Origin of the sequence: Rhodocytophaga rosea, assembly GCF_010119975.1 — a bacterium.
Taxonomy (GTDB): Bacteria; Bacteroidota; Bacteroidia; order Cytophagales; family 172606-1; genus Rhodocytophaga; species Rhodocytophaga rosea.
The window spans coordinates 2,622,501-2,647,965 of the sequence record NZ_CP048222.1; the positions used below are offsets into that span (position 1 = coordinate 2,622,501).

General features: G+C 40.0%; 19 protein-coding genes and 1 pseudogene. 7 read left to right on the forward strand and 13 right to left on the reverse strand.

Annotated features, from left to right (window positions below; genetic code table 11):
* Nucleotides 1-129: 129 nt before the first annotated feature.
* The 3 genes from GXP67_RS11005 to GXP67_RS11015 all read left to right on the forward strand — a co-directional run bounded on the left by GXP67_RS11005 (nucleotide 130) and on the right by GXP67_RS11015 (nucleotide 2,595).
* Complete coding sequence (locus GXP67_RS11005) at nucleotides 130-828, forward strand: response regulator transcription factor (protein ID WP_162443176.1); 699 nt, start codon at nucleotides 130-132, stop codon at nucleotides 826-828.
* An 81-nt stretch (nucleotides 829-909) separates the two neighbouring features.
* The gene (locus tag GXP67_RS11010) at nucleotides 910-2,061 is read left to right on the forward strand and encodes a hypothetical protein (protein ID WP_162443177.1); all 1,152 of its coding nucleotides are present in this window, start codon (nucleotides 910-912) and stop codon (nucleotides 2,059-2,061) included.
* A 30-nt stretch (nucleotides 2,062-2,091) separates the two neighbouring features.
* Nucleotides 2,092-2,595: a L,D-transpeptidase family protein gene (locus tag GXP67_RS11015; protein WP_162443178.1), complete on the forward strand. Its 504-nt coding sequence runs from the start codon at nucleotides 2,092-2,094 to the stop codon at nucleotides 2,593-2,595.
* A 4-nt stretch (nucleotides 2,596-2,599) separates the two neighbouring features.
* Here the strand turns inward: GXP67_RS11015 and GXP67_RS11020 are convergent, their stop codons facing one another.
* Complete coding sequence (locus tag GXP67_RS11020; RefSeq protein WP_162443179.1) at nucleotides 2,600-3,628, reverse strand: VWA domain-containing protein; 1,029 nt, start codon at nucleotides 3,626-3,628, stop codon at nucleotides 2,600-2,602.
* 184 nt (nucleotides 3,629-3,812) lie between these two features.
* Between GXP67_RS11020 and egtD the strand changes: the two genes are divergently transcribed.
* A complete protein-coding gene (gene egtD, locus GXP67_RS11025; RefSeq protein WP_162443180.1) occupies nucleotides 3,813-4,823 on the forward strand; it encodes an L-histidine N(alpha)-methyltransferase in 1,011 nt (336 codons plus the stop codon).
* A gap of 138 nt (nucleotides 4,824-4,961) precedes the next feature.
* Here egtD and trmD read toward each other — a convergent pair whose 3' ends face one another.
* From trmD to GXP67_RS11065, 8 genes and pseudogenes are all read right to left on the reverse strand, one after another.
* A complete protein-coding gene (gene trmD, locus GXP67_RS11030) occupies nucleotides 4,962-5,639 on the reverse strand; it encodes a tRNA (guanosine(37)-N1)-methyltransferase TrmD (RefSeq protein WP_162443181.1) in 678 nt (225 codons plus the stop codon).
* A 35-nt stretch (nucleotides 5,640-5,674) separates the two neighbouring features.
* Nucleotides 5,675-6,241: a ribosome maturation factor RimM gene (rimM, locus tag GXP67_RS11035; RefSeq protein WP_162443182.1), complete on the reverse strand. Its 567-nt coding sequence runs from the start codon at nucleotides 6,239-6,241 to the stop codon at nucleotides 5,675-5,677.
* Between the two features lie 171 nt (nucleotides 6,242-6,412).
* Complete coding sequence (locus tag GXP67_RS11040) at nucleotides 6,413-6,949, reverse strand: 30S ribosomal protein S16 (RefSeq protein ID WP_162443183.1); 537 nt, start codon at nucleotides 6,947-6,949, stop codon at nucleotides 6,413-6,415.
* Between the two features lie 98 nt (nucleotides 6,950-7,047).
* On the reverse strand, nucleotides 7,048-8,346 hold the full coding sequence (gene hemL, locus GXP67_RS11045; RefSeq protein ID WP_162443184.1) for a glutamate-1-semialdehyde 2,1-aminomutase: 1,299 nt from the start codon (nucleotides 8,344-8,346) through the stop codon (nucleotides 7,048-7,050).
* Nucleotides 8,347-8,437: 91 nt separating this feature from the next.
* Nucleotides 8,438-10,120, reverse strand: coding sequence for an ABC transporter substrate-binding protein (locus GXP67_RS11050; RefSeq protein ID WP_162443185.1), 1,683 nt, complete (start codon nucleotides 10,118-10,120; stop codon nucleotides 8,438-8,440).
* Between the two features lie 189 nt (nucleotides 10,121-10,309).
* The gene (gene yidC, locus GXP67_RS11055) at nucleotides 10,310-12,136 is read right to left on the reverse strand and encodes a membrane protein insertase YidC (protein WP_162443186.1); all 1,827 of its coding nucleotides are present in this window, start codon (nucleotides 12,134-12,136) and stop codon (nucleotides 10,310-10,312) included.
* A gap of 271 nt (nucleotides 12,137-12,407) precedes the next feature.
* A pseudogene (locus GXP67_RS11060) lies at nucleotides 12,408-14,038 on the reverse strand (CTP synthase).
* Between the two features lie 184 nt (nucleotides 14,039-14,222).
* Nucleotides 14,223-15,008, reverse strand: a complete 786-nt coding sequence (locus GXP67_RS11065) for a murein L,D-transpeptidase catalytic domain family protein (protein WP_162443187.1) — start codon at nucleotides 15,006-15,008, stop codon at nucleotides 14,223-14,225.
* Between the two features lie 256 nt (nucleotides 15,009-15,264).
* Here GXP67_RS11065 and GXP67_RS11070 point away from each other — a divergent pair, with 256 nt between their 5' ends.
* Nucleotides 15,265-16,476: a GlmU family protein gene (locus GXP67_RS11070; protein ID WP_162443188.1), complete on the forward strand. Its 1,212-nt coding sequence runs from the start codon at nucleotides 15,265-15,267 to the stop codon at nucleotides 16,474-16,476.
* A gap of 47 nt (nucleotides 16,477-16,523) precedes the next feature.
* Nucleotides 16,524-17,648, forward strand: a complete 1,125-nt coding sequence (locus tag GXP67_RS11075; protein ID WP_162443189.1) for a DNA polymerase III subunit — start codon at nucleotides 16,524-16,526, stop codon at nucleotides 17,646-17,648.
* A gap of 143 nt (nucleotides 17,649-17,791) precedes the next feature.
* On the opposite strand, the gene GXP67_RS11080 is transcribed toward GXP67_RS11075, so the two are convergent.
* From GXP67_RS11080 to GXP67_RS11095, 4 genes are all read right to left on the reverse strand, one after another.
* On the reverse strand, nucleotides 17,792-19,312 hold the full coding sequence (locus GXP67_RS11080; RefSeq protein WP_162443190.1) for a RagB/SusD family nutrient uptake outer membrane protein: 1,521 nt from the start codon (nucleotides 19,310-19,312) through the stop codon (nucleotides 17,792-17,794).
* A gap of 22 nt (nucleotides 19,313-19,334) precedes the next feature.
* A complete protein-coding gene (locus GXP67_RS11085) occupies nucleotides 19,335-22,706 on the reverse strand; it encodes a SusC/RagA family TonB-linked outer membrane protein (protein ID WP_232065115.1) in 3,372 nt (1,123 codons plus the stop codon).
* 172 nt (nucleotides 22,707-22,878) lie between these two features.
* The gene (locus GXP67_RS11090) at nucleotides 22,879-23,889 is read right to left on the reverse strand and encodes a FecR family protein (RefSeq protein ID WP_162443191.1); all 1,011 of its coding nucleotides are present in this window, start codon (nucleotides 23,887-23,889) and stop codon (nucleotides 22,879-22,881) included.
* 151 nt (nucleotides 23,890-24,040) lie between these two features.
* The gene (locus tag GXP67_RS11095) at nucleotides 24,041-24,625 is read right to left on the reverse strand and encodes an RNA polymerase sigma factor (RefSeq protein ID WP_162443192.1); all 585 of its coding nucleotides are present in this window, start codon (nucleotides 24,623-24,625) and stop codon (nucleotides 24,041-24,043) included.
* Nucleotides 24,626-25,006: 381 nt separating this feature from the next.
* Here GXP67_RS11095 and GXP67_RS11100 point away from each other — a divergent pair, with 381 nt between their 5' ends.
* Nucleotides 25,007-25,462, forward strand: coding sequence for an ATP-dependent zinc protease family protein (locus GXP67_RS11100; protein WP_162443193.1), 456 nt, complete (start codon nucleotides 25,007-25,009; stop codon nucleotides 25,460-25,462).
* Nucleotides 25,463-25,465 lie beyond the last annotated feature (3 nt).

Here is a 25,465-nt window from a genome sequence, read left to right on the forward strand (position 1 = left end):
TTATACCTTTGCACATAACGGTAATACCATATAGCGCATATTTTGTTAGCTCTATCATAAATTTGATCGCCGAAATAACAAAAACACTTATTTTGCAGATCAACTTGATGCTACTCATTTTCCGCAAGCATGATTGCTAACAAAGCCAAAATATTATTAGTAGAAGACGATGCCAGCCTGGGATTTGTAATTAAGGATAATCTGGAAATTAACGGGTTTCATGTTACGCTCTGTGGAGATGGAGAAGCAGCCTGGCAAACTTTCCGGCAGGCAGCGTTTGATCTGTGCATATTGGATGTGATGCTTCCCAAAAGAGATGGATTTACGTTGGCACAGTATATCAGGCAATATAATACTTTAGTGCCTATTATTTTTCTAACTGCCAAATCTATGAAGGAGGATAAAATAGCAGGTTTTAAAACTGGCGGCGACGATTACATCACTAAACCCTTTAGTATTGAGGAATTGCTGTTGAGAATTGAAGTATTTCTTAAACGCAGCCAGTATACAGTTTCACAGGCAATTCCCATTCCTGTATTTAGTATTGGCAAATATACATTTGATTATAAAAATCTGCTGCTTAGTTACGGAACTGAGAAAAGATATCTCACACAAAAAGAAGCAGATATATTGCAGCTATTTTGTCTGAACCCGGATGTTACCTTAAAACGGGAAGATATTTTGAATAAAGTATGGGGAGATGATGATTACTTTATGGGTAGAAGCCTGGATGTTTTTATTACAAAACTGCGTAAATATTTAAAAGCAGATTCGAATATAGAAATCGTAAACTTACATGGCGTAGGGTTTAAATTAGAAGTAAAATAATAGTTGAGTTAGCACTCCTATTAACTTTGCTTGTGAAGTTATTATACAACATTTGCTTCTTCTGTTTATCAGATACATGTTATGAAAACATTTTTATTCAGCTTTATTTATATAAGCCTATCTATATTATTAATACTAGGTTGTTCCGGACCAGAGCAGAATAATTTAGGACAGACAAAAACAGATACCTTACAGGCAAGCACTCCTGGAAACACTACAACACCTGTACAAGAGAATTCAGGTGATTTCTCTAAATCTTACCAAGGCGAAATTGCCGGTAAGTATCCTATCCGGATGCAGCTTACAAGAACCGGGAATGAATTAACCGGTAGGTATGCCTATACGAAAGTAGGAAAAGATATACCCTTAGCAGGCTCTGTAGATAGCGAGGGTAAATTTTCGATACAGGAAACAGATGAACAAGGTAAAGTAACTGGTGTATTTGAAGGGAGATTTGATGCAGCAACAACTCTGTCAGGCAACTGGCGGAGTCCGGATACAGGAAAAGTACTTTCATTTTCCCTGCAGGAATCAAATCACAATACAACTTCAAAAAGTGTATCCATTGGCCAGGGTATGGAACTGGCAGAGAATAGTTTTACGCTCGAAGGCAAGAATGGAATTGATGGAGAATATGCTTTTCCAACCATTACCGGAGAAAGCACTGCTGCCAGTACGATGAATGAAGTACTGGCTCCTAAAAATCTGATGGGTGAAACTATTGAAGAAATGAAAGCTACTTTTAAAGATTGCAGTTGTGGTACCTTAGGAGTGAGTTATCATGTAAACTACAATGCAAATAACATTCTGGATATGAGTATATTTATTGAGACTTTAGGTGCCTATTCTTCAGGATATGTCAAGCGGTTTACATTTAATACTACAACCGGAGAAAAACTTTCCATTGGCCAACTGTTAAAACCTACCGCACTTTCTCAGTTAGCTGCTGAATGTGATGCATTGTTGCAGGAACGGGTTAAAAAAGCGATGGGTGAAGCAGAAGAAGGTGAAGGCGCTGAATGGTTAAAAGAACTCATGCAGGACAAAAAATTTGAAGTAGAACATCTGGAAAATTTCTCTATCTCCTCAGAAGGAATTACTTTCTATTATCCCTACGGTTTCCCGCACGCCGCCATAGCTCTGGAGCCAGATGATGCCTTTCTCTATAGCTTTTTACAATTAAAAGATGATATTGAACCTACCAGCCTATTGGGACCTTTGGTACAGAAATAATTTATATCCCCTGTACTTCAATTTCTGGTAATGAAACATTTTATACCTGTTTTTCTTTTGATTCTTCTCTTGCCCAGTTGTAAAAACAAAGTAGAAAAAAAGCTACCTGACAGGGCAGATAAAGTAATAGTGTATAAAAGCAAACGGGAATTGCACCTACTAAAGGATGGAGAAATTATCCGGACGTATAAAATTGCATTGGGTGATAATCCGGTTGGCCACAAACAGCAGGAAGGGGATGAGAAAACTCCAGAAGGAACTTATATCTTAGACTGGCGGAACAGTAAAAGTGCCTATCATAAATCTATTCATGTCTCCTACCCCAATGAAAAGGACAGGGAACATGCAAAACAGTTGGGTATATCTCCGGGAGGTGATATTATGATCCATGGGATGAACAAGCAAACGGCCTGGCTAGGGAGATGGCAAAACCTAAGAGATTGGACCAATGGCTGTATGGCCGTATCTAACGACGAAATGGATGAAATATGGGCAATGGTGAAGAATGGCACTCAGATCGAGATTAATCCATAAAATTTTAATCTTCCAGCACATTACTAATAAATGTATTTTTTACCAGCAGCCACAACAGAAAAAATACAATTGCCCAGCGGAGGTACACATAATAATAATCTTTGGTATCAGTAAATCGTATTTCCCGGATTTCCGCTTTTTCATAGGCATTGATCTGGGTAAAAACTTCCTGCAAGGCCGAATTATTGGATGCTCTGTAAAACCTCCCCTCCCCTATTCTGGCAATCTCACGCAAGGTTCTTTCATCTATCGTATTCTGCACGGTTTGTGTATTTCCGGTTTCATCCGTATATGACAAGTTTCCTTCTGTGCCTACTACAATCGTATATAGTTTAATGCTATATACCTGCGCCAGTTGAGCAGCCGTAACCGGATCTATGTTTCCGGCCGTATTATCTCCATCACTGATCAGAATCGCTACTTTCGATTTGGAGTCAGATTCACGCATCCGGTTGATGGTAACAGCCAGTGCATCGCCAATGGCGGTACCACTATTGGTAATCATATTGCTGCGGATTTCATCTACATACTGGTGCAACAAGCGGTAATCGGTGGTAAGCGGAGCCATCCCATACGCATTTCCGGCAAACACGACAATGCCCATTCTATCCTGAAAACGTCCGTTGATAAAGGTGTGTGCTACTTGCTTAGCCGCTTCCAGCCGGGTAGGTTTAAAATCTTCCAGTAGCATAGATTCAGATACATCCATTACCAGCATGATATCTATGCCTTCCGATGTTTGTTCTATGCGTTCCTGGTAACGTTGTGGCCGGGCTAAAGCGATTAAAATCAGAATCAGGCATATGCTCATCAAAATATCAGGTACAAAACGCAGCAAACTCACTGGCGACCAGCTGATCTGCTGGCTGGGCAAGGCAATAGGCAGACGTTGCCGGAACCTGGAATGAATTAACCACCGGACAATAAATAAAAAAGGAACTGCCGGGATAAGCAGGAAAAATAAACGTTGTTCCCAGGCAAATCCCCGGAGGGTGCTGATTGTAAACCAGGTAATTGAAAACCATGCATCCATGCAAATACTTAAAAATTAAACTTAATCATTTCGGCTGTATTTTCTTTAGCTGAATCTGATTTATTCGCTTGTTTCAGGCTTTAAACGACATTAAAACTTTTCTAATTTAGGAAACTATTATTTACAAAGGCAGTTTACCATGTTAAGCCTAATCAATCCGTTCCTTAAACCTACAGTTTAAATAATGTCAACTTCTTACAGTATCCAGACCACCGTAGACAATGAAAATATAGTTGCGTTTCAACCAGGAACTTTAGCCTATGATGTGCTGGCAGGGTTAATAAAATATCCAAAAACCTTATCTTCCAAATATTTTTATGATGCCAAAGGCAGCAAAATATTTGAACAGATTATGCAGCTACCGGAATATTATCCTACCCGTTGCGAAGCCCAGATCCTGGAAACTCATAAACAAGCTTTACTGGAAATGTGCCGGAAAGACTATTATCATCTGGTAGATTTAGGTGCCGGAGATGCCGCTAAAACCCGTATCCTGATTGATCATTTTTATAAGAATAACTTACGCTTTGAATATATCCCAGTAGATATTTCCCCAAGTGCGGTACAAGAACTAACCGAAAATCTGCATCAAGCGTATCCTTTACTTCCGGTAAGAAGTGTAGCCACAGATTATTTTACAGCACTTCAGTGGATACATAGCCAGGTGCCAGGACGGAAACTTGTATTGTTTTTAGGTTCGAATATTGGCAATTTCACTACAGAGGAGTGCAAACAATTTCTTTCTACCATCTGGCAATTACTCGACGAAGATGACCGGCTGCTTACTGGCTTTGATCTGAAAAAGAATGCAAACGTTATTCGTAATGCTTATAATGATTCTAGTGGTATTACTGCTGAATTTAACCGGAACCTGTTGCAACGCATCAATATTGAATTGGGGGGCAATTTTAACCTGGATGCTTTTGAATTTTATGCCAGCTACGATCCGGTTTCGGGGTTTGTAAAAAGCTATATGATCAGCACGAAAGCTCAACAGGTATACATTGAAGCATTCAAACGTAGTTTTGCATTTGAGGCCTGGGAAACCATTCACATGGAAAATTCCCGCAAATTCGGTATCAGGGAAATCGAAGAATTGGCTTTGGCTTGCCGCTATGAAGTAGAAACCCATTTATTCGACAACCAGCAATATTTTACAGATTCTATCTGGAAAGTGGCCGGGAAAAATAGGTGAATTTCGTTATTGGTTGTTTGTTATTAGTTATTGGTGCTGTGGTATGTTGAGATTATACATATAGAAAACGCAAAACGAATTTGAATTCAAAATGTAATTTCCGAACACTACTAACGAACAACCAACAACGATCTTGTGTTATTCTGCCAGTAGGTCTGGCCTGCGCTGACGGGTACGTTCGAGGGATTGCTCATACCGCCATTTTTCAATATTCGCTTTATGGCCGGACAATAACACTTCCGGCACTTTCCACCCCTGGTAATCTGCCGGCCGGGTATATACTGGAGGGGCTAGTAAATCGTCCTGGAAAGAGTCGGTAAGTGCCGAGGTTTCATCTGACAATACCCCCGGAATAAGCCGGATCACGGAATCTGCAATGACAGCAGCCGCCAGTTCTCCTCCGGATAATACATAATCGCCAATGCTGATTTCTCTGGTTACAAAATGTTCCCGCACCCGTTCATCTACCCCTTTGTAATGTCCGCAGAGAATAATCAGGTTTTGTTTGAGCGAAAGTACATTTGCCGTTTTCTGACCAAATAATTCTCCATCTGGCGTTACATATATCACTTCATCATAGGTACGCTGCTGCTTGAGCAGATTTATACATTTAGCAATGGGTTCGATCATCAATACCATACCGGCACCACCACCAAAAGCATAATCGTCTACCTGTTTGTGTTTGTTTATGGCATATTCCCGCAGATCATGCACTTGTACCTCTACGAGTTGTTTATCCTGAGCCCGCTTAAGAATCGAAGCTGCAAAAAAACTATCTAACAACTGAGGCAGGCAAGTGATAATATCTATGCGCATATATAAGTATTAAATTTCCTGTGTCATTCAATTAATTACTCAGTTTCCTCCTCTTTATCCACTTCGTCTGAACCAGTATCATTCAAGTAAATTTCCAGCAACCCATCCGGGAGTTCTACATATAATTCTTTTTTTTTGTGGTCGATGCCGGTCACAATCTCATCGGTAATAGGAATGAGTACTTCCTTCTCCTGGTATTGCATAGCAATCAGATCCTGGTGGGGCATTTCGTAGACATTACTAATTTTTCCGAGATTACCCAGCTTTTCATCTACAACCAGATACTCTACAATTTCATGGTAATAAAACTGATCTTCGTCGAGTTCAGGGAGGTTTTCCAGGGGAAGGAATAATCCATTTCCTACCAGATTCTGGGCTTTCTGAAGGGAGTTCACATCCTCTAGCCTGACTATGGCTTTGTCTTTTTGAACCTGGATAGTATCTATAAAAAAAGGCACAAGCTTGCCATTAATTTCAACAAACACAGATTCTAAGCCTTTGTAGGTTTCAGGTTCATCTACATCCAGGACAAAGGTAACTTCTCCCTGTACACCATGTGTTTTCAGCACATATCCCAATTGATAACAAGATTCTATATCCATAATAGTAATTCTGAATTATAAGATTAAATGAATACAAGATTTAGCCACTCATAGAGCAAAACATTTCAGATGAAAAATCTGCACCTACGTTTTCTTATCTATATCTATAAAGTAAAAAGAGGTAAGAATGCCTGAAAGCTTCTTACCTCTGTTATGTATATAAACTAACGTTTATTCTGTAGCGGCAGTTGTATCCGTATCAGGTGCATTTTCAACCGGTGCTTCAGCAGCAGGAGCAACTTCAGCAGGCGGTGTTTTCTTACGCGTGATAGCTTCTGCTCTGGCTTCTTTTACTTTGGCTTCAGCTGCTAAACGGGCTTTGGCAGCATCGGCTTTCTTTTGAGCCAAGGTATCTACTTTACCAGAAACTTTGCTTTCTTTGCTTTGTTTCCACTCAGCAAATTTAGTATCGGCTTGTTCCTGGGTGATTGCACCTTTAATTACACCAATCTGCAAATGTTTTCTTAGCAACACTCCTCTGTAAGAAAGCATAGCTTTTACGGTATCGGTAGGTTGAGCTCCATTCAATAACCATTGAAACGCTTTTTCTTCATTGAGAATAATGGTTGCCGGATTGCTGTTTGGATTATACGTTCCGATTTTTTCGATAAAGCGGCCATCCCGTGGCGCTCTTGCATCGGCTACTACTACATCGTAGAGAGCCAGTTTTTTACGACCTCTGCGGGTCAATCTGATTTTTACTGACATTTTAACTTATGTTAAAGAACAACGGAACCCGTCCGTCTTTTTTTGGACTGCAAAGATAGGTGTAAAATTTATAATTACATGAAGGTGCTTTATTATTTTTACGCTTTTACTAGAATTTCTTCCAAAGATTCGTAATTGGCATGAACAATTTTCTCAATATGTTCATCCGTTAAGGCTGTAGACAGGAACAAGCTTTCGTATTGGGAAGGAGCCAGATACACACCGCGTTTCAGCATCGCCTGGAAATACTTGCCAAAAAGCACGGTATCTGAGCTTTTGGCGGTTTCAAAATCGTAAACTTCCTGATCGGTGAAGAAAATGCTAAACATGGAGCCAATGTGATTAATGGTATAATTCAATCCTAGTTTTTTCAGATTCTCTTTAAAACCTGCTACGAGCTTTCCGCCAATAGATTCGAGCTGGCTATATACTTCCGGTTGGGTATTGAGGTGGCGCAGCATGGCTAAACCGGCTGACATAGCAATGGGATTTCCGGATAAAGTGCCTGCCTGGTATACTGGTCCGGCCGGAGAAACAAAATCCATGATTTCTTTTTTGCCACCATACGCTCCAACAGGCATTCCTCCGCCAATGATTTTACCTAAGGTGGTTAAATCTGGCATAATATCGAAACGTTCCTGTACGCCTCCTTTTGCCAGACGGAAACCTGTCATTACTTCATCAAAAATTAATAGAATTCCATGCTGCGTACACAAATCACGTAAAACTTCTAGAAAGCCATTTTTTGGCAACACCAGTCCCATATTTCCGGCAACAGGCTCTATAATTATAGCTGCAATATTTTTGGGGTTGGCCTCAATTAATGTTTGTACTGCTTCCAGATCATTATATGGAGCGGTAAGTGTATCGTTAGCAACACCTTTTGTAACGCCCGGACTATCGGGAACGCCCATGGTTATAGCACCACTTCCGGCTGCAATCAGGAAGGAATCACCATGGCCGTGGTAACAACCTTCAAACTTGATAATCTTTTCCCGGCCAGTATATCCCCTGGCCAGCCGTATGGCTGACATACAGGCTTCTGTTCCGGAATTAACCATGCGCACTTTTTCTACGGATGGCACCATTGAAACAATGAGTTCTGCCATTTCCACTTCTTTGCGGGTAGGTGCACCAAACGATAAGGAACTGGAAACAGCTTCTTTTACCGCATTTTCAATTAATTCATGTGCATGGCCCAATACCATAGGTCCCCAGGAATTAATGAGTTCAATATAGGAATTGCCATCTTCATCATATAAATAAGCACCTTTCGCCGATTTAATGAACAAGGGATTCCCTCCTACTGCCCGGAAAGCCCGGACTGGTGAATTTACTCCGCCAGGAATGTATTGTTTGGCCTGGTTAAATAAGGTATGGCTATTGGTTGTTTGCATAGCAATTAGTTATTGGTTATCTGTCAATAATCACTTCTATAAAATGAGCAGAGAAAGATATTGTTTTAAAATTCAGCGTCCGAAATCAGATTTACTCTGCAATGGGATTAATGAGCACCAACTGGGCATTCTGAAATTTAACTAGAGGTACATATTGGTTGTCGTTGGCACCAGTATAATTATAGCCTGGCAGAATCACGCCTTTTTGCGGCGCTTGCTGGTGTAAAGCCTGGTGGAAAAATGTACCATGTTCACCTAGTAAACGGCCAAAAAACAGCATCATATCATAACCCTGGTAGGAGTATATAGAAGGAATGATACTCTTTTTCGACACATAATTCTTGCGGAAAGATTTTACAGTTTCGCTGCCATAATCAATGTATTCGGGATAGATAAAATGGATATTCCGCCTTTCAAACTGATCAAAGGAGATCAACTTTAACTCAAGCCAGTTAGATAAGGTGACTACAGGAACTTTAGAAGAACGCTGTTCGAGGGCATTGGTAAAGTTAACCACAATATTCTGGTTATCAGTTGTAATAAACACATGGCCAAGGCTGGTTTCCTGCGTTTCAGTAATGGCTTGCGCAATATCTCCTACATTGACCTGGGTAATTTTTTTGATGGCATTTACTTTTCCGCCTTTATCCAGAATCTGTTTGCGGTAAGTTACCGCCAGAGAAGAATCCTTAGGCGTAGGGCCAAACAAAATCATGACCGATTTTGGTGCAAATGTATTGAGGGCATATTCAGCAGCCTTTTGCACCTGTGTTTCCAGCGAAGGCTTTAACAGGTAAGCAGATGGATTATTTTCTATTAACTGGCCATTATTAGAAATCGGATTAATAAGTCCTACACTTTTCTGGTTAGCAAACGCTACAGCTACTTTATTTGTAGCTCCATATAAAGGGCCAATTAAGATATCCATTCCGGCAAATTCCGGCAGATTTACTGTTTCCAGCATCTTATTTCCATCGTTTGCAATATCATATGCAAATACATTCACTTTTGTACCCTGTGTAGTAAGTTCATCGGCCGCTATTCTAATTCCTTCATACATATCCAATACAAACTGGTTGTTTCGAGGTTTTCCGGCTTCCATGCCTTCGGGCTGAAATGGAAAAAGAACTGCTATGTTGTATTCAGCCTTCTTAGAAATCTTTTTCAATTCCTCCATTGCCTTAATTCTGCCCAGCTTAAACTTAGTATCTAACTGTTTGGCAAGGCTGGCATCTTCGTCTCTGGCACTGGCGAGCAATTTGTCTATTAATACACCTGCAATTACTTCATCTTCCGGATATTTTTTCTGAAGATTTTTCAGCGTATTTAGTTCTTGCTCCTGAGCCAGATAGTGGCTTTTTAGGTTCTGAACATCTTCCCGGATTTGTTTGCTTTTGCATTTTTCCAGGTAACCTAACGCAGCATCTTCGTTACCTTTTTCAAAAGCGATATTGGCTAATAAATAGTTAGCTGATTCTGCATCCGAGAAGGAAGGATATTTTTCCAGCAACTGAATGAGTTGCAGGCGGGCAGCATCGTATTTGGCTGTTTTAAATAATGCATACGCCTGGTAATAATGACTATAAGCGATATATGGATTATCGGCTGTTTGTTTAGAAAGAGAACTGAAGATTTCCCGGGCTAAATCATATTTCTCTTGTTTGAGTAGTTGTTTTCCTGATTCATATTTACGCTCCAGGTCTTTATTTGCTTGTGAAAAGGCTACAAACGAAAGGATGAGAAAGCAGAAAGTAAGCAATGTTTTTTGCATCATAGAAGAATTAAATGGATCACGATAAGTTCAAACTTGGTGCATTCCTCTACACAAGCTTTTCAATATGCACAAATTCACAACTGGTACAGCCTCATGAGAACTGCAAACATACAAATTTTTGAGCCAACCTGAAGCCTAAAAGCGAGTTTGCAGTTTACTGGGTATGTACGAAAAAACTATCTCTTATCGTTACTTTTTCTTCTTGGCTTCTTCGGCACTTTTAAGGGCATCTTCCAGCCGCTGGGCAAATTTGGATTTCTTTTTATCCTTATTCTTGAGTTTGTTCTCGTCCAGTACTCTTCTAATCTTAGCTTCATCCACAAACTTGCGGATCACTACCTGCTGTCCAATGGAGATTACGTTGGATACAAAATAATAGAAGGTAAGTCCGGCAGGCAGTGAGTTCAGAATAAACATGAACATGATGGGCATAATATATTGCAGCGATTTCATTGGCCCCTGCATGGTAGTCATCTGGTTGTTGAAATACGCATAGGCTACCGAAGAAATCGTCATCAAAATAGTAAACAAACTGATGTGTGAACCATAGAATGGAATAGCAAAAGGCAGTGTAGCAATGGAATCATAGGTAGAAAGATCGCTCGACCACAAAAACTCTTTCTGACGCAATTCAATTAAATTAGGGAATAAACTGAATAAGGCCAGTAAAATAGGCATTTGCAACAATACAGGAATACAGCCACTCAGCGGATTTACGCCTACCTGTTGGTACAGTTTCATCTGTTCCTGCTGTACCTTAGCCATATCATCGCCATTTCTCGCCTTAATTTCTTCTATTTCCGGTTGTAAAACTTTGGTTTTTGCCAGGGAGATATACGATTTATAAGATAAGGGCAATAACATGACTCGGATTAGCAATACTAGAATAATGATAATAATGCCATAGTTACTGATAAATTTCTCTAGGAAATGGAATACGTTTACAATAAAATACCGGTTAATGATACGTACAATCGGCCAGCCGAAATACACATTCTCTCCAAAGCCTTCCGTTACATCATTTACTACCCTGTAATCATTAGGACCGAAATAGAAAGAAAAATTGCCTTTTCCACTTTTTAAATCAGCTATTGGAATGGCTAAACTGGCTTCCAGGGTTTTTACTGTACTGCTGTCTGCCTGGTCTACATTGGTTTTAAAGGTACCAGCAGAAAAAGCAGTAGTATTGGCGATAATTGCCGATAAAAAGAACTTCTGTTTTAAAGAAACCCATTTTACAGGTGCTTCTGCTTTCTGTTCTTCCAGGCTTTTTGAAGCTTCTGATACCTGGTCGAAGGTACCATCCTGCGTATAATAATTAATAGTAGATGTAATCCGACTGGCTTCCATATCCAGTTCGAGCCGCTTGAGCTTATCAATCCAGTAGAATTGTACTGGTGTATTTTTTATGGCATTATCCAGGCCGGTTAGTTTGAGCTGGTGTCCCAGTTCAAAACCGCTGCCTTTCAGGCTATACGTTTGCTCGATGTATTGCGTAGGAGAAAGGGATGCACGGAAAGTAACAGCCGTACTATCTCCTGCTTTCACCTGAATATTAGAACTTGTAGTGGTAAAATATAGATTTTCCAGATTAATGTTGCCAGTGTTTGCAGGTAATGTATAGACCATCTGGCTGGTTTGCTCGTCGAGTAAAATAAGCGGTTTGCGGTCGTAGGTTTTATAGTTTTTCAGCAAAACCTCTTTAATTCTGGCTCCTTTGCTTCCAAAAGTCACCTTAATATCCTGGTTTTCTAAAACAAGTTCTTTGTCCTGGCCGGAAGCCACTGTGGCAAAATCACCAAAGGTTCTGCGGAGGTTTTCATTGACTAAAGAGTCATTGCGAAGAGAATCGGGAAGTTCTACTGGTGTAGTTGCCGCCTGATTACCAGGTGTCTGGTTTACGCCGCCTGTATCTTTTTTTACTTGTTTAGGTTGCGGACTAGGTGCAAAAAACTGGAAATAAACAAATAACAACAATAAAATGAGCATAATGCCCGTCGCCTGATTCCTATCCATTAATATTTGTATTTATTCTTAGCGGCAAAACCATATTACTTTGCCTGTTGTACTATTTATGATGCTACTTATTACCTTCCTGAGAGGTGCTAACTTGAAAAAGGAAAACTTTCTGCAATTAATGAATTACAAAAAGTTTTCTCTTACAGTATAATTATCTGTACTAATCCGAATTCTTCTCATTTTCAGCGGTCAAGCTGATTCCGGGCTGCAAAATTAAGGTAAATAATTTATATGTGAACAGCTTTTTGCAGCTTTACGCACTTAATTCTTATTTTACTACTAATCTCTTCTTTAATGCGCACTCTACAGCTGCCTTCACAAAATGTGTAAACAGCGGATGTGGATTCATCACAGTGCTTTTTAACTCCGGATGAAATTGTGTTCCGATAAACCAGGGATGATCTCTTAATTCAATAATTTCTACCAGTTTATTATCCGGATTAATGCCAGAGGCAATCATACCTGCTTTTTCAAAAGCTTCCAGGTAATTGTTATTAAACTCATACCGGTGGCGGTGTCGCTCAGAAATTTTTGATTTTCCATATACATGGTTCACTTTAGAACCCTTTTTCAGATCACAAGGAAAAGCGCCCAAACGCATAGTACCGCCTTTGGCAGTCACTTTTTTCTGGTCTTCCATTAAATCAATTACCGCATGTTCCGCATTGGCATTCATTTCGCGGGAACAAGCATCTGCAATATTCAGCACATTTCTGGCAAACTCTACCACAGCACACTGCATTCCTAAACATATTCCAAAAAATGGAACCTGCCGTTCACGGGCATACCGTACGGCATTGATCTTGCCTTCTATGCCTCTTTCCCCAAATCCCGGAGCTACTACAATTCCATCCAACTCATCCAGAATATGCTCATAATTATGAGATAATAAAGTTTCCGACTGAATCCACCGTACATGAACTTTACATTCGTTATAGGCACCGGCATGTACAAATCCCTCTGCAATAGACTTATAGGCATCATGGAGTTCTACATATTTTCCTACCAGACCAATGGTAATTTCTTCCGTAGGATTTTTTAGCCGGCCCAGAAAATCTTTCCAGGCTTCTATATCTGGCTCCTGGTTATGCGGCAAATTCAGTTTCTCTAATGCCCGTTCATCTAGCTTCTCTTTTTCATCAGCAGGGGTACATCGTATATGGTTTCTGCATCCAGTGATTCGATGACAGAATTGATATGCACGTTACAGAATAGAGCCATTTTTTTGCGGATATCTATAGGAAGCGGATGTTCGGTGCGGCATACCAGAATATCTGGCTGAATTCCGGATTCTAGCAAGGTTTTTACTGAATGCTGGGTAGGTTTGGTTTTTAACTCTCCTGCCGATTTTAAATAAGGAACCAGTGTCAGGTGGATAACAATCACATTATCTGAACCTTTATCCCATTTCATCTGCCGTACAGCTTCAATAAAGGGCAAAGATTCAATATCCCCTACGCAACCGCCAATTTCTGTAATAACAATATCATAGTTTCCGGTTTCGCCCAGTCTTGTGAAATTGCGTTTGATTTCATCGGTAATATGAGGAATTACCTGTACAGTTTTGCCCAGGTAATCGCCCCGGCGTTCTTTGGTAATGACACTATTATAAATCCTGCCGGTCGTTACGTTATTAGCCTGTGAAGTAGGCGTATTTAAAAAGCGTTCATAATGCCCCAGGTCAAGGTCGGTTTCAGCACCATCATCGGTTACATAACATTCGCCATGCTCATATGGATTGAGTGTACCAGGGTCAATATTAATGTAAGGATCGAACTTTTGTATGGTGACTGAAAAGCCTCTGGATTGAAGCAATTTAGCTAAGGACGAGGCAATTATACCTTTACCAAGGGAAGATGTAACACCACCGGTTACAAATATATATTTAGCGGAAGCCATAAGCGGAAAGAAGTAAACTTATGGGATACAAAGGTACATGTAATATTTCAATACCCAAAACCAAAAATAACATCAGGTCACGAATAAGAATTCTTTTCATAAATGATGTCTCAATAGAACATATAGCCAATAAAAAAGCCCGGCCAAAATATGGCAAGGCTTTCCAGTTAAAAAGTATATTATATTATAAAGTAGCCATTGTTGCGGATGTTTCAGTAACGGACTGATTCACCAGGAAATAGTCCATGGCTGTATTTTCTGCCAATAATCTGGATTTTTTCTCATAAGCTGAGTCTGGAAAGTATATGAACAGGCAAGTTTTATCCATTAACGTAGAAATCACTTCCTTATGATTTTTTATAGGAATAGCCGGGCAACCTAAACTTCTGCCCAACCTGCCGGTTTTGTTTATAAATGATTCAGTTACATAATCGGCGCTGTGCATAACAACCGATCTGGTTCTGGCATTGCAATTAAATCCTTCGTCAGCACCATCCAGGTACAATGATAAACCGTGCTTACCAATATAAGTATCACCAGTGACATAAAATCCGAAGCTGCTCATGTTCGATTCCACTTCATTGGAAAAGTTCTTGGCATATTCATCGCCCGTATTTCGTCCATGTGCAACCAGAGATTCATAAACCACCCGCTTTTTATTCAGATCAATCGTCCACAAGCGGTTTTTAGTAGACGAAAGACGAAAATCAATAATGGTTAATATATTTTTATCAGAAAGTTTACCGGCCGCTTTTAAATTCAGGTATCCTACATAACTCTTCCGGAATAATTCGAAAGATGGTTTAGATTTTTTGAATAAGATGGTCCGATACAAGGAATGAATGTGATTTTCGAAAAGAACAACTTTTGCTTCGGAACCATTGCCGCCGTTGGGAGCCGGTGTAGCGGCGTATATTGATATGGAAATAAATAAAGACAGAATAAATAGAATAATGGCTTTTCTCTGCATATCTGCTGGGTTAAGGTTAAAATATTAATTTATCCGGTTCATAATATAACGCTATTCAGGCACTTTTCATTCCCTACACCCTAAAGTTTTTCTAAAAGTACTGACCAATAGCACAGTAACTATGTAATTTTTGGCCTGAGTTATTCATGCATTTTTCTAAAATTTAACAAAATAACCATTTTCCTTTCCTGAAAGAAAAACTGCCTGTCAAATAGCTTATCAAGCATATTATAAAATACATTCTTTATTTTTGTGCATGAATTACATTCTTTTCGACGATCCGCAGTTCAGAACATCTCTGCTGCCTTTCACTTTTACCAGGCCGGTAAGCCAGTTGAGGTCTGGTATTGTAACTATTGCCGAAAAGTGGGAGCATTTTCTCCGTTCATCTGTTTCTGATCTGACAGAAGAATACCTCCAAACAAAATTTCCACCTGTATTTACAGCTGAAAATACCTATATCAATGCTTCTGTTCTTCCAGTCACAAGCTTACTTAAAGCTATTGACAAGTTGAAAACAGGGCAAAAACTCATTCAGCAAGAGGTATTGATTGCATTTAGAACAGATCAATCTTTCAAATCTCTGCAAGAATTAATCTCAGCAACACAAACCCAACCAAAAGCAGTTAATTTCCCAGATGAAATTACCATCATCCGTAAACCTTATGATTTGTTTATTCAGAATGGTGCCCAGATCCGCTTTGACTTTAAATGGCTAACTGAAGGCCGGGAATCTACACCTGTTAGCGATGCACATACCAGCATTTATAATCCTTCTGATGTATTTATAGAGGAAGGTGCCGTAATTTTATCTGCTGTACTCAATGCGCAGGCTGGACCTATTTATATCGGTAAGAATACGCAAATTCAGGAAGGCAGCCTGATCAGGGGTGCTTTTGCTATTTGCGAAGGGTCTACGCTTCATATGGGCAGTAAAATGCGTGGCGACAATACCATTGGCCCTAATTGTAAGGTAGGCGGCGAAATTACTAATAGCATTATTATGGGGAATAGTAACAAAGCGCATGAAGGATATTTAGGTAATTCAGTAATTGGTGAATGGTGTAACCTGGGTGCTGACAGCAATACCTCTAATATGAAAAATGACTATGGTACGGTAAAATTGTGGAGTTATGCAGAAAAAAAATTGGTAGACACCGGCCTGCATTTTTGCGGCCTGATGATGGGCGATCATTCCAAAGCAGGAATCAATACTATGTTCAATACAGGCACGGTAGTAGGGGTAAGCGCCAATATTTTTGGAGCAGATTTTCCACCTAAATATATCCCTTCTTTCTCATGGGGTGGCGCCAGAGGGCTCGAAATTTACCAGCTTGAAAAAGCGTTGGAAGTTGCCGACCGTGCCATGCAACGCCGGAATCAGAATTTTCAGGAAGTGGATAGAAACATTCTGGAATATATCTTCAAACTCACTCATCAACCCAGCAAACGGATAGGGTTTATTTAAAATGGATACTATTTTCAACTATCAACTTTCCATTTTCAATTTTTACTATGCTCTTTAAAGATATTCCTGGCCTCGATGAAGTAAAGCAATCTTTGCTACAAGCAGTACAGAAAGGCCAGATTGCACATGCGCAGCTTTTTTTTGGAAATGAAGGCAGTGCCAATCTCAGCCTGGCGCTGGCATATGCTACGTATATAAATTGCGAAAACCGCCAGCCGGAAGATGCCTGCGGACAGTGTGCCGCTTGCAGTAAGATCAATAAATACATACACCCGGACCTGCACTTTGTATTTCCGGTAGCTGCTACCAAAAAGGTAAATAAAGATCCGCTCAGCGAAAATTTTCTGCCTGAATGGCGTACGTATTTAAAGGAAAACTTATATGGAAACCTAAGTGACTGGTGCAATTTTATAGGCACCGAAAACCGACAGCCTATCATTTCTGCGGAAGAAAGCAGGTCTATTATTCAGAAACTCAGCCTGAAAGCCTATGAAGCTTCTTACAAAGTGCTGCTGATCTGGTTGCCCGAACACATGAATATCACTTCTGCTAATGCTTTACTGAAAATCCTGGAAGAACCACCTCCTAAAACGGTATTTTTACTGGTAAGCCAGAGTATAGATAAAATACTTACTACTATTCTCTCCCGTACGCAACTGGTTCGGATCAGGCCCTTTACGAGCCAGGAAATATGGCATATCCTGGTAGATAAGCATGAGATGGATGCCAAACGGGCAGTTCAGGTGGCGTATTTATCTGATGGAAGTTTGAGTGAAGCGTTACGGCTATCAAAAGAAAGCCTCAACGATAACCATGTGTGGTTCCGTGACTGGATGCGCCTCTGTTTCCGGGCTAATTTCACTGACCTGGTAGAGTGGGCTGAAAAGTTTAACAAACTCACCAAAGAAGGACAAAAAAGTGTATTGCTCTACGGTACAGAAATAGTCCGTGAAACGCTCATGAACTCCTTTAAGGAAGCTAAACTTAACCGGCTGGAAGGCGAAGAACTTACTTTTGTAGAAGGTTTTGCCAAAGTAATTACCCCTACAAAAGCTGAATTACTGTATAATCAGTTCAATGATGCCTCTTATCACCTGGAGCGGAATGCCAGCCCTAAGATTGTATTTCTGGATACTTCTCTGATTATAAGCGGAATTATCAAATCTGCATAGACTGTAAATAATAAACCCGCAAGTTTTTAGAAACATTGCGGGTTTATGGAATACGTTAACAAACAATACAGTTTTGGTAAAAAGCAGGTATTAACTCTTTCTAGTTAACAGGCTCATTGAATGAGCCTGTTAAACAATACAGATTAATTAAATCCCAGATTCTGTACTAAGCTTTTGTTATTATCAATTTCACGTTGAGGAATCGGGAATAACAGTTGATTAGCTGTAAAGGTTTTGTTATATACTGTAGTATGACCAACAAAGTCATCCCAGTTTTTAGTAAGGTCATTACGTACTTTGCGGGTTCTTACCATATCAAACCACATTTTATTTTCGAAGGCAAGTTCAAAATACCGCTCAGCCCACACTGCTTTTTCAAAGTCTTCCTGAGAGGTAACTGTGACAGGCCCTAATTTTGCCCGGTCCCGGATCATATTCAAATACATTCTGGCATTGGCATTTGGACTACCTTCTGCCCGGTTAGACGCTTCTGCATACATCAGCATTACATCTGCCAAACGATAAACTGTAAAATTCAGACTGGATTTGGCATCTACATCAACTGCCTGCTTATCAAAGTATTTGTAGATATAATATCCCCCCAAATTTAAGCTATCTCTTCTGGCATCACCTACCGGGTAATCATTGGGATGACCTTTGTAATAGGTATAATAGAACTGCTTTTCCTGCGTCCGTTTATCGCCGGGTTCATAACTTTGAACAAATTCCCGGCGGGGAGTAATTCCACCATATTCATCGGCATAAGCGGCAATTCCTCTCAAGGTAGGCAAGGTAGCCGGTGTCAGGTAATTGTGCCGGATATCTTTGGTATATTGTACCTGGAAAATGAATTCTCCTTTATTATTATTAGCCGGATTGATCATGTCATTGTATTCCGGGAAAAGAGTGAACACACCGCTGTTGATCACTTCCAGAGAACGCTTGGCTGACTCCGCATAAGCAGTTGCCCCACCTTCAGCCGGATAGCCAGCATAGGTCAAATATACATCGGCCAGCATGGATTTGATCATGCCCATGGAAACTCTTCCTGACTCATCTCTCCAGGGCAAAGTAGATTTTTCAGCCTCCAGCAGATCCGGAATGATAATCTCATCATAGATCTCTTTCAGCGGAGAACGAGGAGTTTGAACCTGATCTAAAGAAGTAGCCAATTGTGTAACTTTAGGCACATCACCAAACATACGCACCAGGTAGAAATAATAGAGTGCCCGCATGGCTCTAACTTCTGCCAGCATATTGGTTTTCTCAACATCGGTAATTGTGTTAAACTCACCTAGTTTGGTTAGGGCTAAATTACATCTGGCTATGCCCTGATACATCCCTTCCCACCAGTTATCAATGTAAAAAGCACGGGCATCGTAGGTGAGTTCTGTGAATTTGAATGCTTCGGACTGGGCATTGCCGTCGGCTTTACCGGTCATATATTCCAGTAATCCTGGATTGGAACCTCCCCAGCCGCCTGCATTGGTACTTAACCTGTCTATATTAACATATGCTGAATTGGCAAAGGCACGGGCAATATCCGGGCTGGTTACCGGAGTGTCGGTGGTAAGGGAATTAGTAGGCTTTTCTTCCAGAAAGTCTTTGCAGGAAGTGGCCATTAATAAGAGACCACAAATAGTTATATATCGTAATTTGACCATAGTCGTAAGGTTTAGATAAAATTTAGAAGGTTAGGTTTAAACCTAAGTTAAATGTTCTTGGCTTGGGATACTGGAAGAATTCGATGTTCTGAATAAGTTGCCCTCCAAAAGTTTCTGCTTCAGGATCGTATCCGGAATAATCAGAAATCAGGAACAGATTTTGTGCACTGGCATATAGCCGTAGTCTTTGTAATTTGAGCCGGTCAATAACAGAAGCTGGCAAAGAATATCCCAATACAAAGTTCTGTCCCCGGATAAAAGAACCATCTTCCATCCACCAGTCATCCATATGGGTATCATACCCAGCATTGTAATGTCTGATCTGAGCAATATAGGTATTCTGGTTATCTGGTCTCCAGGCGTTCAGCACCGTAGCCATACTATTGGCAATCGACTGACGGTCTTCTACAGAGTGTTTGGTCGCATTCACAATATCAGCTCCTTGTACAAAACGGATATCAAATGTAAAATCGAAGTTTTTAAAAGTAAGGGTATTGGAAATGTTCATTGTCCATTTCGGATACATCCGGCCAATGGCTGTTTCATCCTTTCCATCTATAACTCCGTCATTATTCAAATCAGCCCATTTTAAATCACCGGGGAGCTTACCATATTTGGCTGCCTCGTCTGCTTCAGCCGTACCCCAGGTACCTAAACGCTTATACCCCCAGAATGTACCGATAGGCAAGCCTACGCGCAAAATGTTAGTCTGGCCTAAGAACCAGGGGCCTGGGAAAATATCATCATTGTTCACACCCAGTTTCAGAATCTTGTTCTGGAAAGTTGACCAGTTAATGCTCGTATTCCAGGTGAAATTATCGCTTTGTACATTGACCGTATTCAGGGCAAATTCCAAACCTCTATTTTCTACAGAACCAATATTCTGTGTAACAGAGCCTAAACCGGTAGACCATGGAATAGGTGCTCCCAGTAACAGATCGTTGGTACGTTTGTAATAAGCATCGGCAGTTAATTCTACCCGGTTATTAAATAAACCTACTTCCAAACCGATATCAAACTGGTTGGTTACTTCCCATTTCAGGTCCGGGTTACCAAAGCTGGTTCTGGAAATAGCTGTCTGGCGGTTACCCCCTAACAATACTTCCTGTGTTCCCAGAAACTGCAGAGACTGGAACAAGCTAATTTCCTGGTTACCAGTGGAACCTGCACTTGCCCTTAATTTCAGGTTGCTAATCGTGGTATTGCCTTTCAAAAATCCTTCTTCAGAAATACGCCAGGCTACCCCTGCTGATGGGAAAAAAGCATATTTATTATTGGCACCAAATCTGGATGATCCATCGGCCCGCCCGGTTAATGTAAATAAGTATTTGTCATTTAACGTATAATTAAAACGGGCAAAGTAAGAGTTCAAGGCCCATCTGTCATCATAAGAACCAATCCCAGAACGTACGGTTCCTACACCCAGGTTATGCCAACCGAAGAAGTCATCGATGAAGTTTTGAGTCTGGGCAGAATATTCTTCTGTGTTTTGCTCTTGCCAGGATAAACCTACCATGGCTGTAAAGCGGTTACTTTCGTTAATTTCCTTATTCCAGGTCAAATAATTTTCAGTTTGCCAATAGGATCTTTGACGAGACCATATATCAGCAATACCTTTCTGATCAGCCGACATTTGAGCCAGATCACGGCCTGAGTAGAAGTTTCTCTTTTCATTGATCAGGTTATAGCCAAAAGTAGAACGGAATTCCAGGCCTGGAGCGATTTTGAACAAGGCGTATATATCACCTAAGGTTTCTATCCGGTTGTTGGTCCGCTGACGTTCGGTAGCTAATCTTACCGGGTTTTCACCACCTTCCATACCTGGCCAGTCTCTGTTACGTCCCCAGGTGCCATTCGGAAATTTAATAGGTAGAATCGGCACTGCTTCAAACACCATCCGGGGTACGTTCAATCCACCATTGGCATCATCTACTTCTATTTGTTTGGTTCTGGTAATGGAGATACTACCACCCATCGTTAACCATTTTTTCACATCACTATCCATCGTAAATCTGGCAGAATACCGTTTTAAGCCAGAATTCAGCATAATACCATTCTGGTCAGTCATACCCAGAGATAAGCCATATGTTGATTTTTCTGCACCGCCCTGCAAGTTTAACTGATGATTTTGTGCCCAGGCTGGTTTATACACTTCTTTCTCCCAATCGGTATCATACAAAGGATTACCATTGGCATCAAATAAATTCGGAAAATCAAGCGGATTGTTGGGCACATATTTTCCATCAGCAAATCCCTGAGGATCGTATTTGGCAGCGTTGGCAAAAGCCGTATTATACACATCCATAAATTCTTTTGCATTCAGGCGGTCTACATGGCTGGCTGGTACCGCATACGAGCCCCATCCCTCATAAGAAATAGAACTCCGGTTACGGGTCCCTCTTTTGGTAGTGATCATAATTACTCCATTGGCACCTCTGGCGCCATAAATAGCTGTAGCTGAAGCATCTTTCAATACTTCCAGAGATTCAATGTCATTCGGATTGAGTGCATTCGCATTTACTCCTACTACGCCATCTACTACATATAGTGGATCAACGCTCGAGTTGATAGAGTTAATACCCCGGATACGTACTTTAGGAAATTTTCCAGGCGCTGCTGTATTCATAGCAACATCCACCCCGGCAATGCGGCCTTGTAATGCCTGGCCTACACTGGTAACATTCCGTTCCAATAATTTATCAGCTTTAATAGAAGCCACTGATCCGGTAAGATCCGATTTTTTAACCGTACCATATCCAACAACAACCACTTCACTCAAGGACTGTACATCCGGAACAAGTGCCACATCAAGCGTAGAGCGGTTATTAATAGCTACCTCCTCAGTGGTATATCCGATATAAGAGAATACCAGTGTAGCATTTCCATCAGGTGCAGTTAAAGAATAGCTACCGTCACCACCGGTAGTAGTTCCTACATTACTTCCTTTTACAAGTACGTTTACCCCAGGCATACCATCTCCATTTTCATCACTTACTTTACCTGATACTGCAAAAGCCTTAATGGCATATAGCGAAGTCATACCATTTATTGATACCAAAGAAGTATGGTTAACAGACGTAAAGGCTTCATTTTTGGGGTTTAACGAAGCGGTTTCTATCTTTTGAATCTCTTTGTTTTGTTCTGCTTTTGGAAGAATTACATAAAAAGCTTCCCCTGCTTTTTTATGCGTTAGTTTATGTTTTGATAATATATGGGTTAGATCTTCTTCCAATGTACCATTTGATTTCCGGCGATCTACTTCTGTAAACAGACCTTCAACCAGGCCGGTTTTATAAAAGAACGTCACCTTGTACTTAGTCTCCAGCATAGTTAGCGCACTCTTCAACGACGGCGCTCCTTTGTGTCCATCTGAATTCCCACCAGTTTCATACATAGCCGAAGAGGCCCATGTCTGGCTAAAAACCGGTGAGGTTAAGCAACATATTATAAGAAATACGCTGCAGTGAGATAATTTTCGAATCATAGCGAAATAGTTTAGGTAAAGAAAAAATGAATAAAGTTTGTGTTGATATGGTTAAAAAATTAAATATTCACTTAAATGTGTTTCATTTTGCCTGGAATTTTACTTGATCTCCTTGTTTTTGAATCGTTAAGTTGAATGATAAGGCTATTGCGTTTAATAACATTCCTGCATTTTCGCAAGGAACTATCCCGGTAAATCTTTCTTCATACAAAGATTTATCTGGTACCATCACTGACAAACCATAGGTTTCTTCCAGCAGTGAGACGATTTCACGAAAGCTGGTATTATCCAGGATCAGCTTTTTATTGATCCAGGAAGAATAAGCTGCTGCGTTTACACCTCTTTTTACAAATTTGGAAGGATTATCTTTAAACTCGACCATTTCACCAGGATTCATGGTGAGATGGCTCTGACTGCTTGATTCCTGCATATTCAGGGTAACTTTACCTGAGTTAAGTACAACCCGGGTTTTAGCATTCCGGTTGTATACATTAAATTCTGTTCCTAATACCTCTACATTAAACTTATCAGAGGTATGTACCTGAAATTTCTGATGGTTATAGGTATGTTTTACCGAAAAGAAAGCTTCTCCTTTTAACCAAACCTCTCTGCGCACCTGGCTAGACCAGCCAGAGATATATTGAATAGAGGAATTGCCATTGAGTGTAATAATAGAACTATCGGGCAATACAATTTTGGCTGTCTGTCCGTAAGCAGTCGCATAGGAAATCACTTTATCCTTTTCATTAAGAAAATAATACGCTATTACTGCGCTAATAATAATACCAGTCAGCATAGCGGCTATCCGCCATGGATAAGAGAACATAAACCAGCTGGAACCACCCTGATCAATAGGCTTATTTTTTTCACGGATAGTTTTCCTGATTGCGATATAAATCTCTGCGGCTTGCTGTTCATCCATCTTCTCCTGTAAAAGAGCGACTTTCTTAATCTCGGTATCAATAATGGAATAGAGTTGTGGGTCAGCTTGTGAAGTACCTAAATATTCAAATAACAGATCCAACTCTTCGGAGTTGCATTCGTTATTCACATACTTTTTTAAAAGTGTCTCTTTACTGATGTTGTGCTTCACAGGGATTGCAGAATAAGCCTATACTTATAATACAATTCAAGACTTAGGTAGGTCTGCTCTCTCTCAAAAAATATTTTATTTTTTTATAAGATGAGTGATATTATGCTGAATGTTAGTGGATAACAAAATCAGGAAAAAGAGATAGGGAAGCTTAAAATAAAAATGGCAGGAAGAACAAGAAAGTGGTTTCCGTATGAGCATGCAGGTACTCTTTAATAAATTTAATGGCTTTTACCATATGATCCCTCACAGTGCTTTTGGAAATGCCAAGTGCATACGATACTTCTTCATACGTTTTACCTTCTAAGCGGCACAGCTGAAATATCAGTTTACGCTGGGGAGGGAGCTGGTCAATGGCATGTATCGCCAATGATTCATACTCAGCGGCAAAAAATTCATCTTCCGTCTGGTTGCTGGCAATTTCGGCGGCAGCTATGATTTGCTTCTTGATGGAAACTTCTTTGGAAGCCCGCTTTAGCAGGTTAAAAATATGATTGTGGGCTATTTTGAATATAAAAGCGGAAAAAGAAAGATCTTTGTTGATGGTATGCTTATGTTCCCAGACCTTTACAAATATGTCTTGTAATACTTCTTTGGCTAGTTCTTCAGACTTTACAAATTTTAAAGCCAGCCTATATATTTTATTATGGTATAATACATATATCGCTTCAAAAGCCTCCTCAGAGCCTTTTATCAATCTTTCCAATAGCTCGGTTTCATCTGAATATTGTCGCATTTTGAGTTGTAGTATCTAAAAACAACTTTGCTTAGAAAATCAGTGTATTTAAATATATATTTTATTGCCCTTAAAACAAAGCAAAAAAATATAATAATTATGCAAATATGCACAATAGATTGTTTAAATGATAGTGAAAACGATTTTTAGACAACCTGAAAGTAATTTGCAACAAATGCAGCAATCATGCTGTAAATGTTCATACATATATACATAGCTCAAAGATACAGAGATTATATAAAAAAATTATGATTTCTTTTAAGTTATCTATGTATTTATAGCCAGTGAATAGGTGTAAAATTACGCTTCCATGTGTACTCAAAATTTTATTACGTATTACTCCTTAATAATTTTCTGTTTATTATTACCTTACTTTTACGCATGACTAAAATATCTGTTAAAAATGTTATTGGCAGAAAAGACCTGATAGATTTTCCTCAGCTAGGTCTGGAAAACATAGAAGCAAAAATAGATACAGGTGCTTATACGTCGGCTATCCATTGTTCACAAATTAAATTCATCCGCAAAAAAGGAATCCGGAAGATCAGTTTTCATATCCTGGGCACTCATCAGGTTGGGGTCGGCCACAGGAAATTTACCACAGCTGATTTTAAAGAAAAAAAGATCAGAAGTTCTTTCGGCCATGTAGAAAAAAGATTCGTAATTAAGACTAAAATCAAACTGTTTGACCGGGTGATCCGAGCGGAATTTTCATTGTCCGACCGAACAGAAATGAGGTTCCCTGTTTTGCTGGGAAGAAAACTACTGAAAAACAAGTTTGTCGTGGATGTATCCTTGTACAACTTGTCCTACAATCAAAAAACAAGTCAACTTTAATCT

What these genes read in the sequence shown, in the direction of transcription:
- GXP67_RS11050 (WP_162443185.1), bottom strand. Translation starts at nt 10,120, where the DNA reads ATGATGCAAAAAACATTGCTTACTTTCTGCTTTCTCATCCTTTCGTTT.
- GXP67_RS11005 (WP_162443176.1), top strand. Translation starts at nt 130, where the DNA reads ATGATTGCTAACAAAGCCAAAATATTATTAGTAGAAGACGATGCCAGC.
- GXP67_RS11015 (WP_162443178.1), top strand. Translation starts at nt 2,092, where the DNA reads ATGAAACATTTTATACCTGTTTTTCTTTTGATTCTTCTCTTGCCCAGT.
- GXP67_RS11085 (WP_232065115.1), bottom strand. Translation starts at nt 22,706, where the DNA reads ATGTATGAAACTGGTGGGAATTCAGATGGACACAAAGGAGCGCCGTCG.
- GXP67_RS11080 (WP_162443190.1), bottom strand. Translation starts at nt 19,312, where the DNA reads ATGGTCAAATTACGATATATAACTATTTGTGGTCTCTTATTAATGGCC.
- yidC (WP_162443186.1), bottom strand. Translation starts at nt 12,136, where the DNA reads ATGGATAGGAATCAGGCGACGGGCATTATGCTCATTTTATTGTTGTTA.
- GXP67_RS11075 (WP_162443189.1), top strand. Translation starts at nt 16,524, where the DNA reads ATGCTCTTTAAAGATATTCCTGGCCTCGATGAAGTAAAGCAATCTTTG.
- GXP67_RS11095 (WP_162443192.1), bottom strand. Translation starts at nt 24,625, where the DNA reads ATGCGACAATATTCAGATGAAACCGAGCTATTGGAAAGATTGATAAAA.
- hemL (WP_162443184.1), bottom strand. Translation starts at nt 8,346, where the DNA reads ATGCAAACAACCAATAGCCATACCTTATTTAACCAGGCCAAACAATAC.
- GXP67_RS11020 (WP_162443179.1), bottom strand. Translation starts at nt 3,628, where the DNA reads ATGGATGCATGGTTTTCAATTACCTGGTTTACAATCAGCACCCTCCGG.
- trmD (WP_162443181.1), bottom strand. Translation starts at nt 5,639, where the DNA reads ATGCGCATAGATATTATCACTTGCCTGCCTCAGTTGTTAGATAGTTTT.
- GXP67_RS11065 (WP_162443187.1), bottom strand. Translation starts at nt 15,008, where the DNA reads ATGCAGAGAAAAGCCATTATTCTATTTATTCTGTCTTTATTTATTTCC.
- GXP67_RS11010 (WP_162443177.1), top strand. Translation starts at nt 910, where the DNA reads ATGAAAACATTTTTATTCAGCTTTATTTATATAAGCCTATCTATATTA.
- rimM (WP_162443182.1), bottom strand. Translation starts at nt 6,241, where the DNA reads ATGGATATAGAATCTTGTTATCAATTGGGATATGTGCTGAAAACACAT.
- GXP67_RS11100 (WP_162443193.1), top strand. Translation starts at nt 25,007, where the DNA reads ATGACTAAAATATCTGTTAAAAATGTTATTGGCAGAAAAGACCTGATA.
- egtD (WP_162443180.1), top strand. Translation starts at nt 3,813, where the DNA reads ATGTCAACTTCTTACAGTATCCAGACCACCGTAGACAATGAAAATATA.
- GXP67_RS11070 (WP_162443188.1), top strand. Translation starts at nt 15,265, where the DNA reads ATGAATTACATTCTTTTCGACGATCCGCAGTTCAGAACATCTCTGCTG.
- GXP67_RS11040 (WP_162443183.1), bottom strand. Translation starts at nt 6,949, where the DNA reads ATGTCAGTAAAAATCAGATTGACCCGCAGAGGTCGTAAAAAACTGGCT.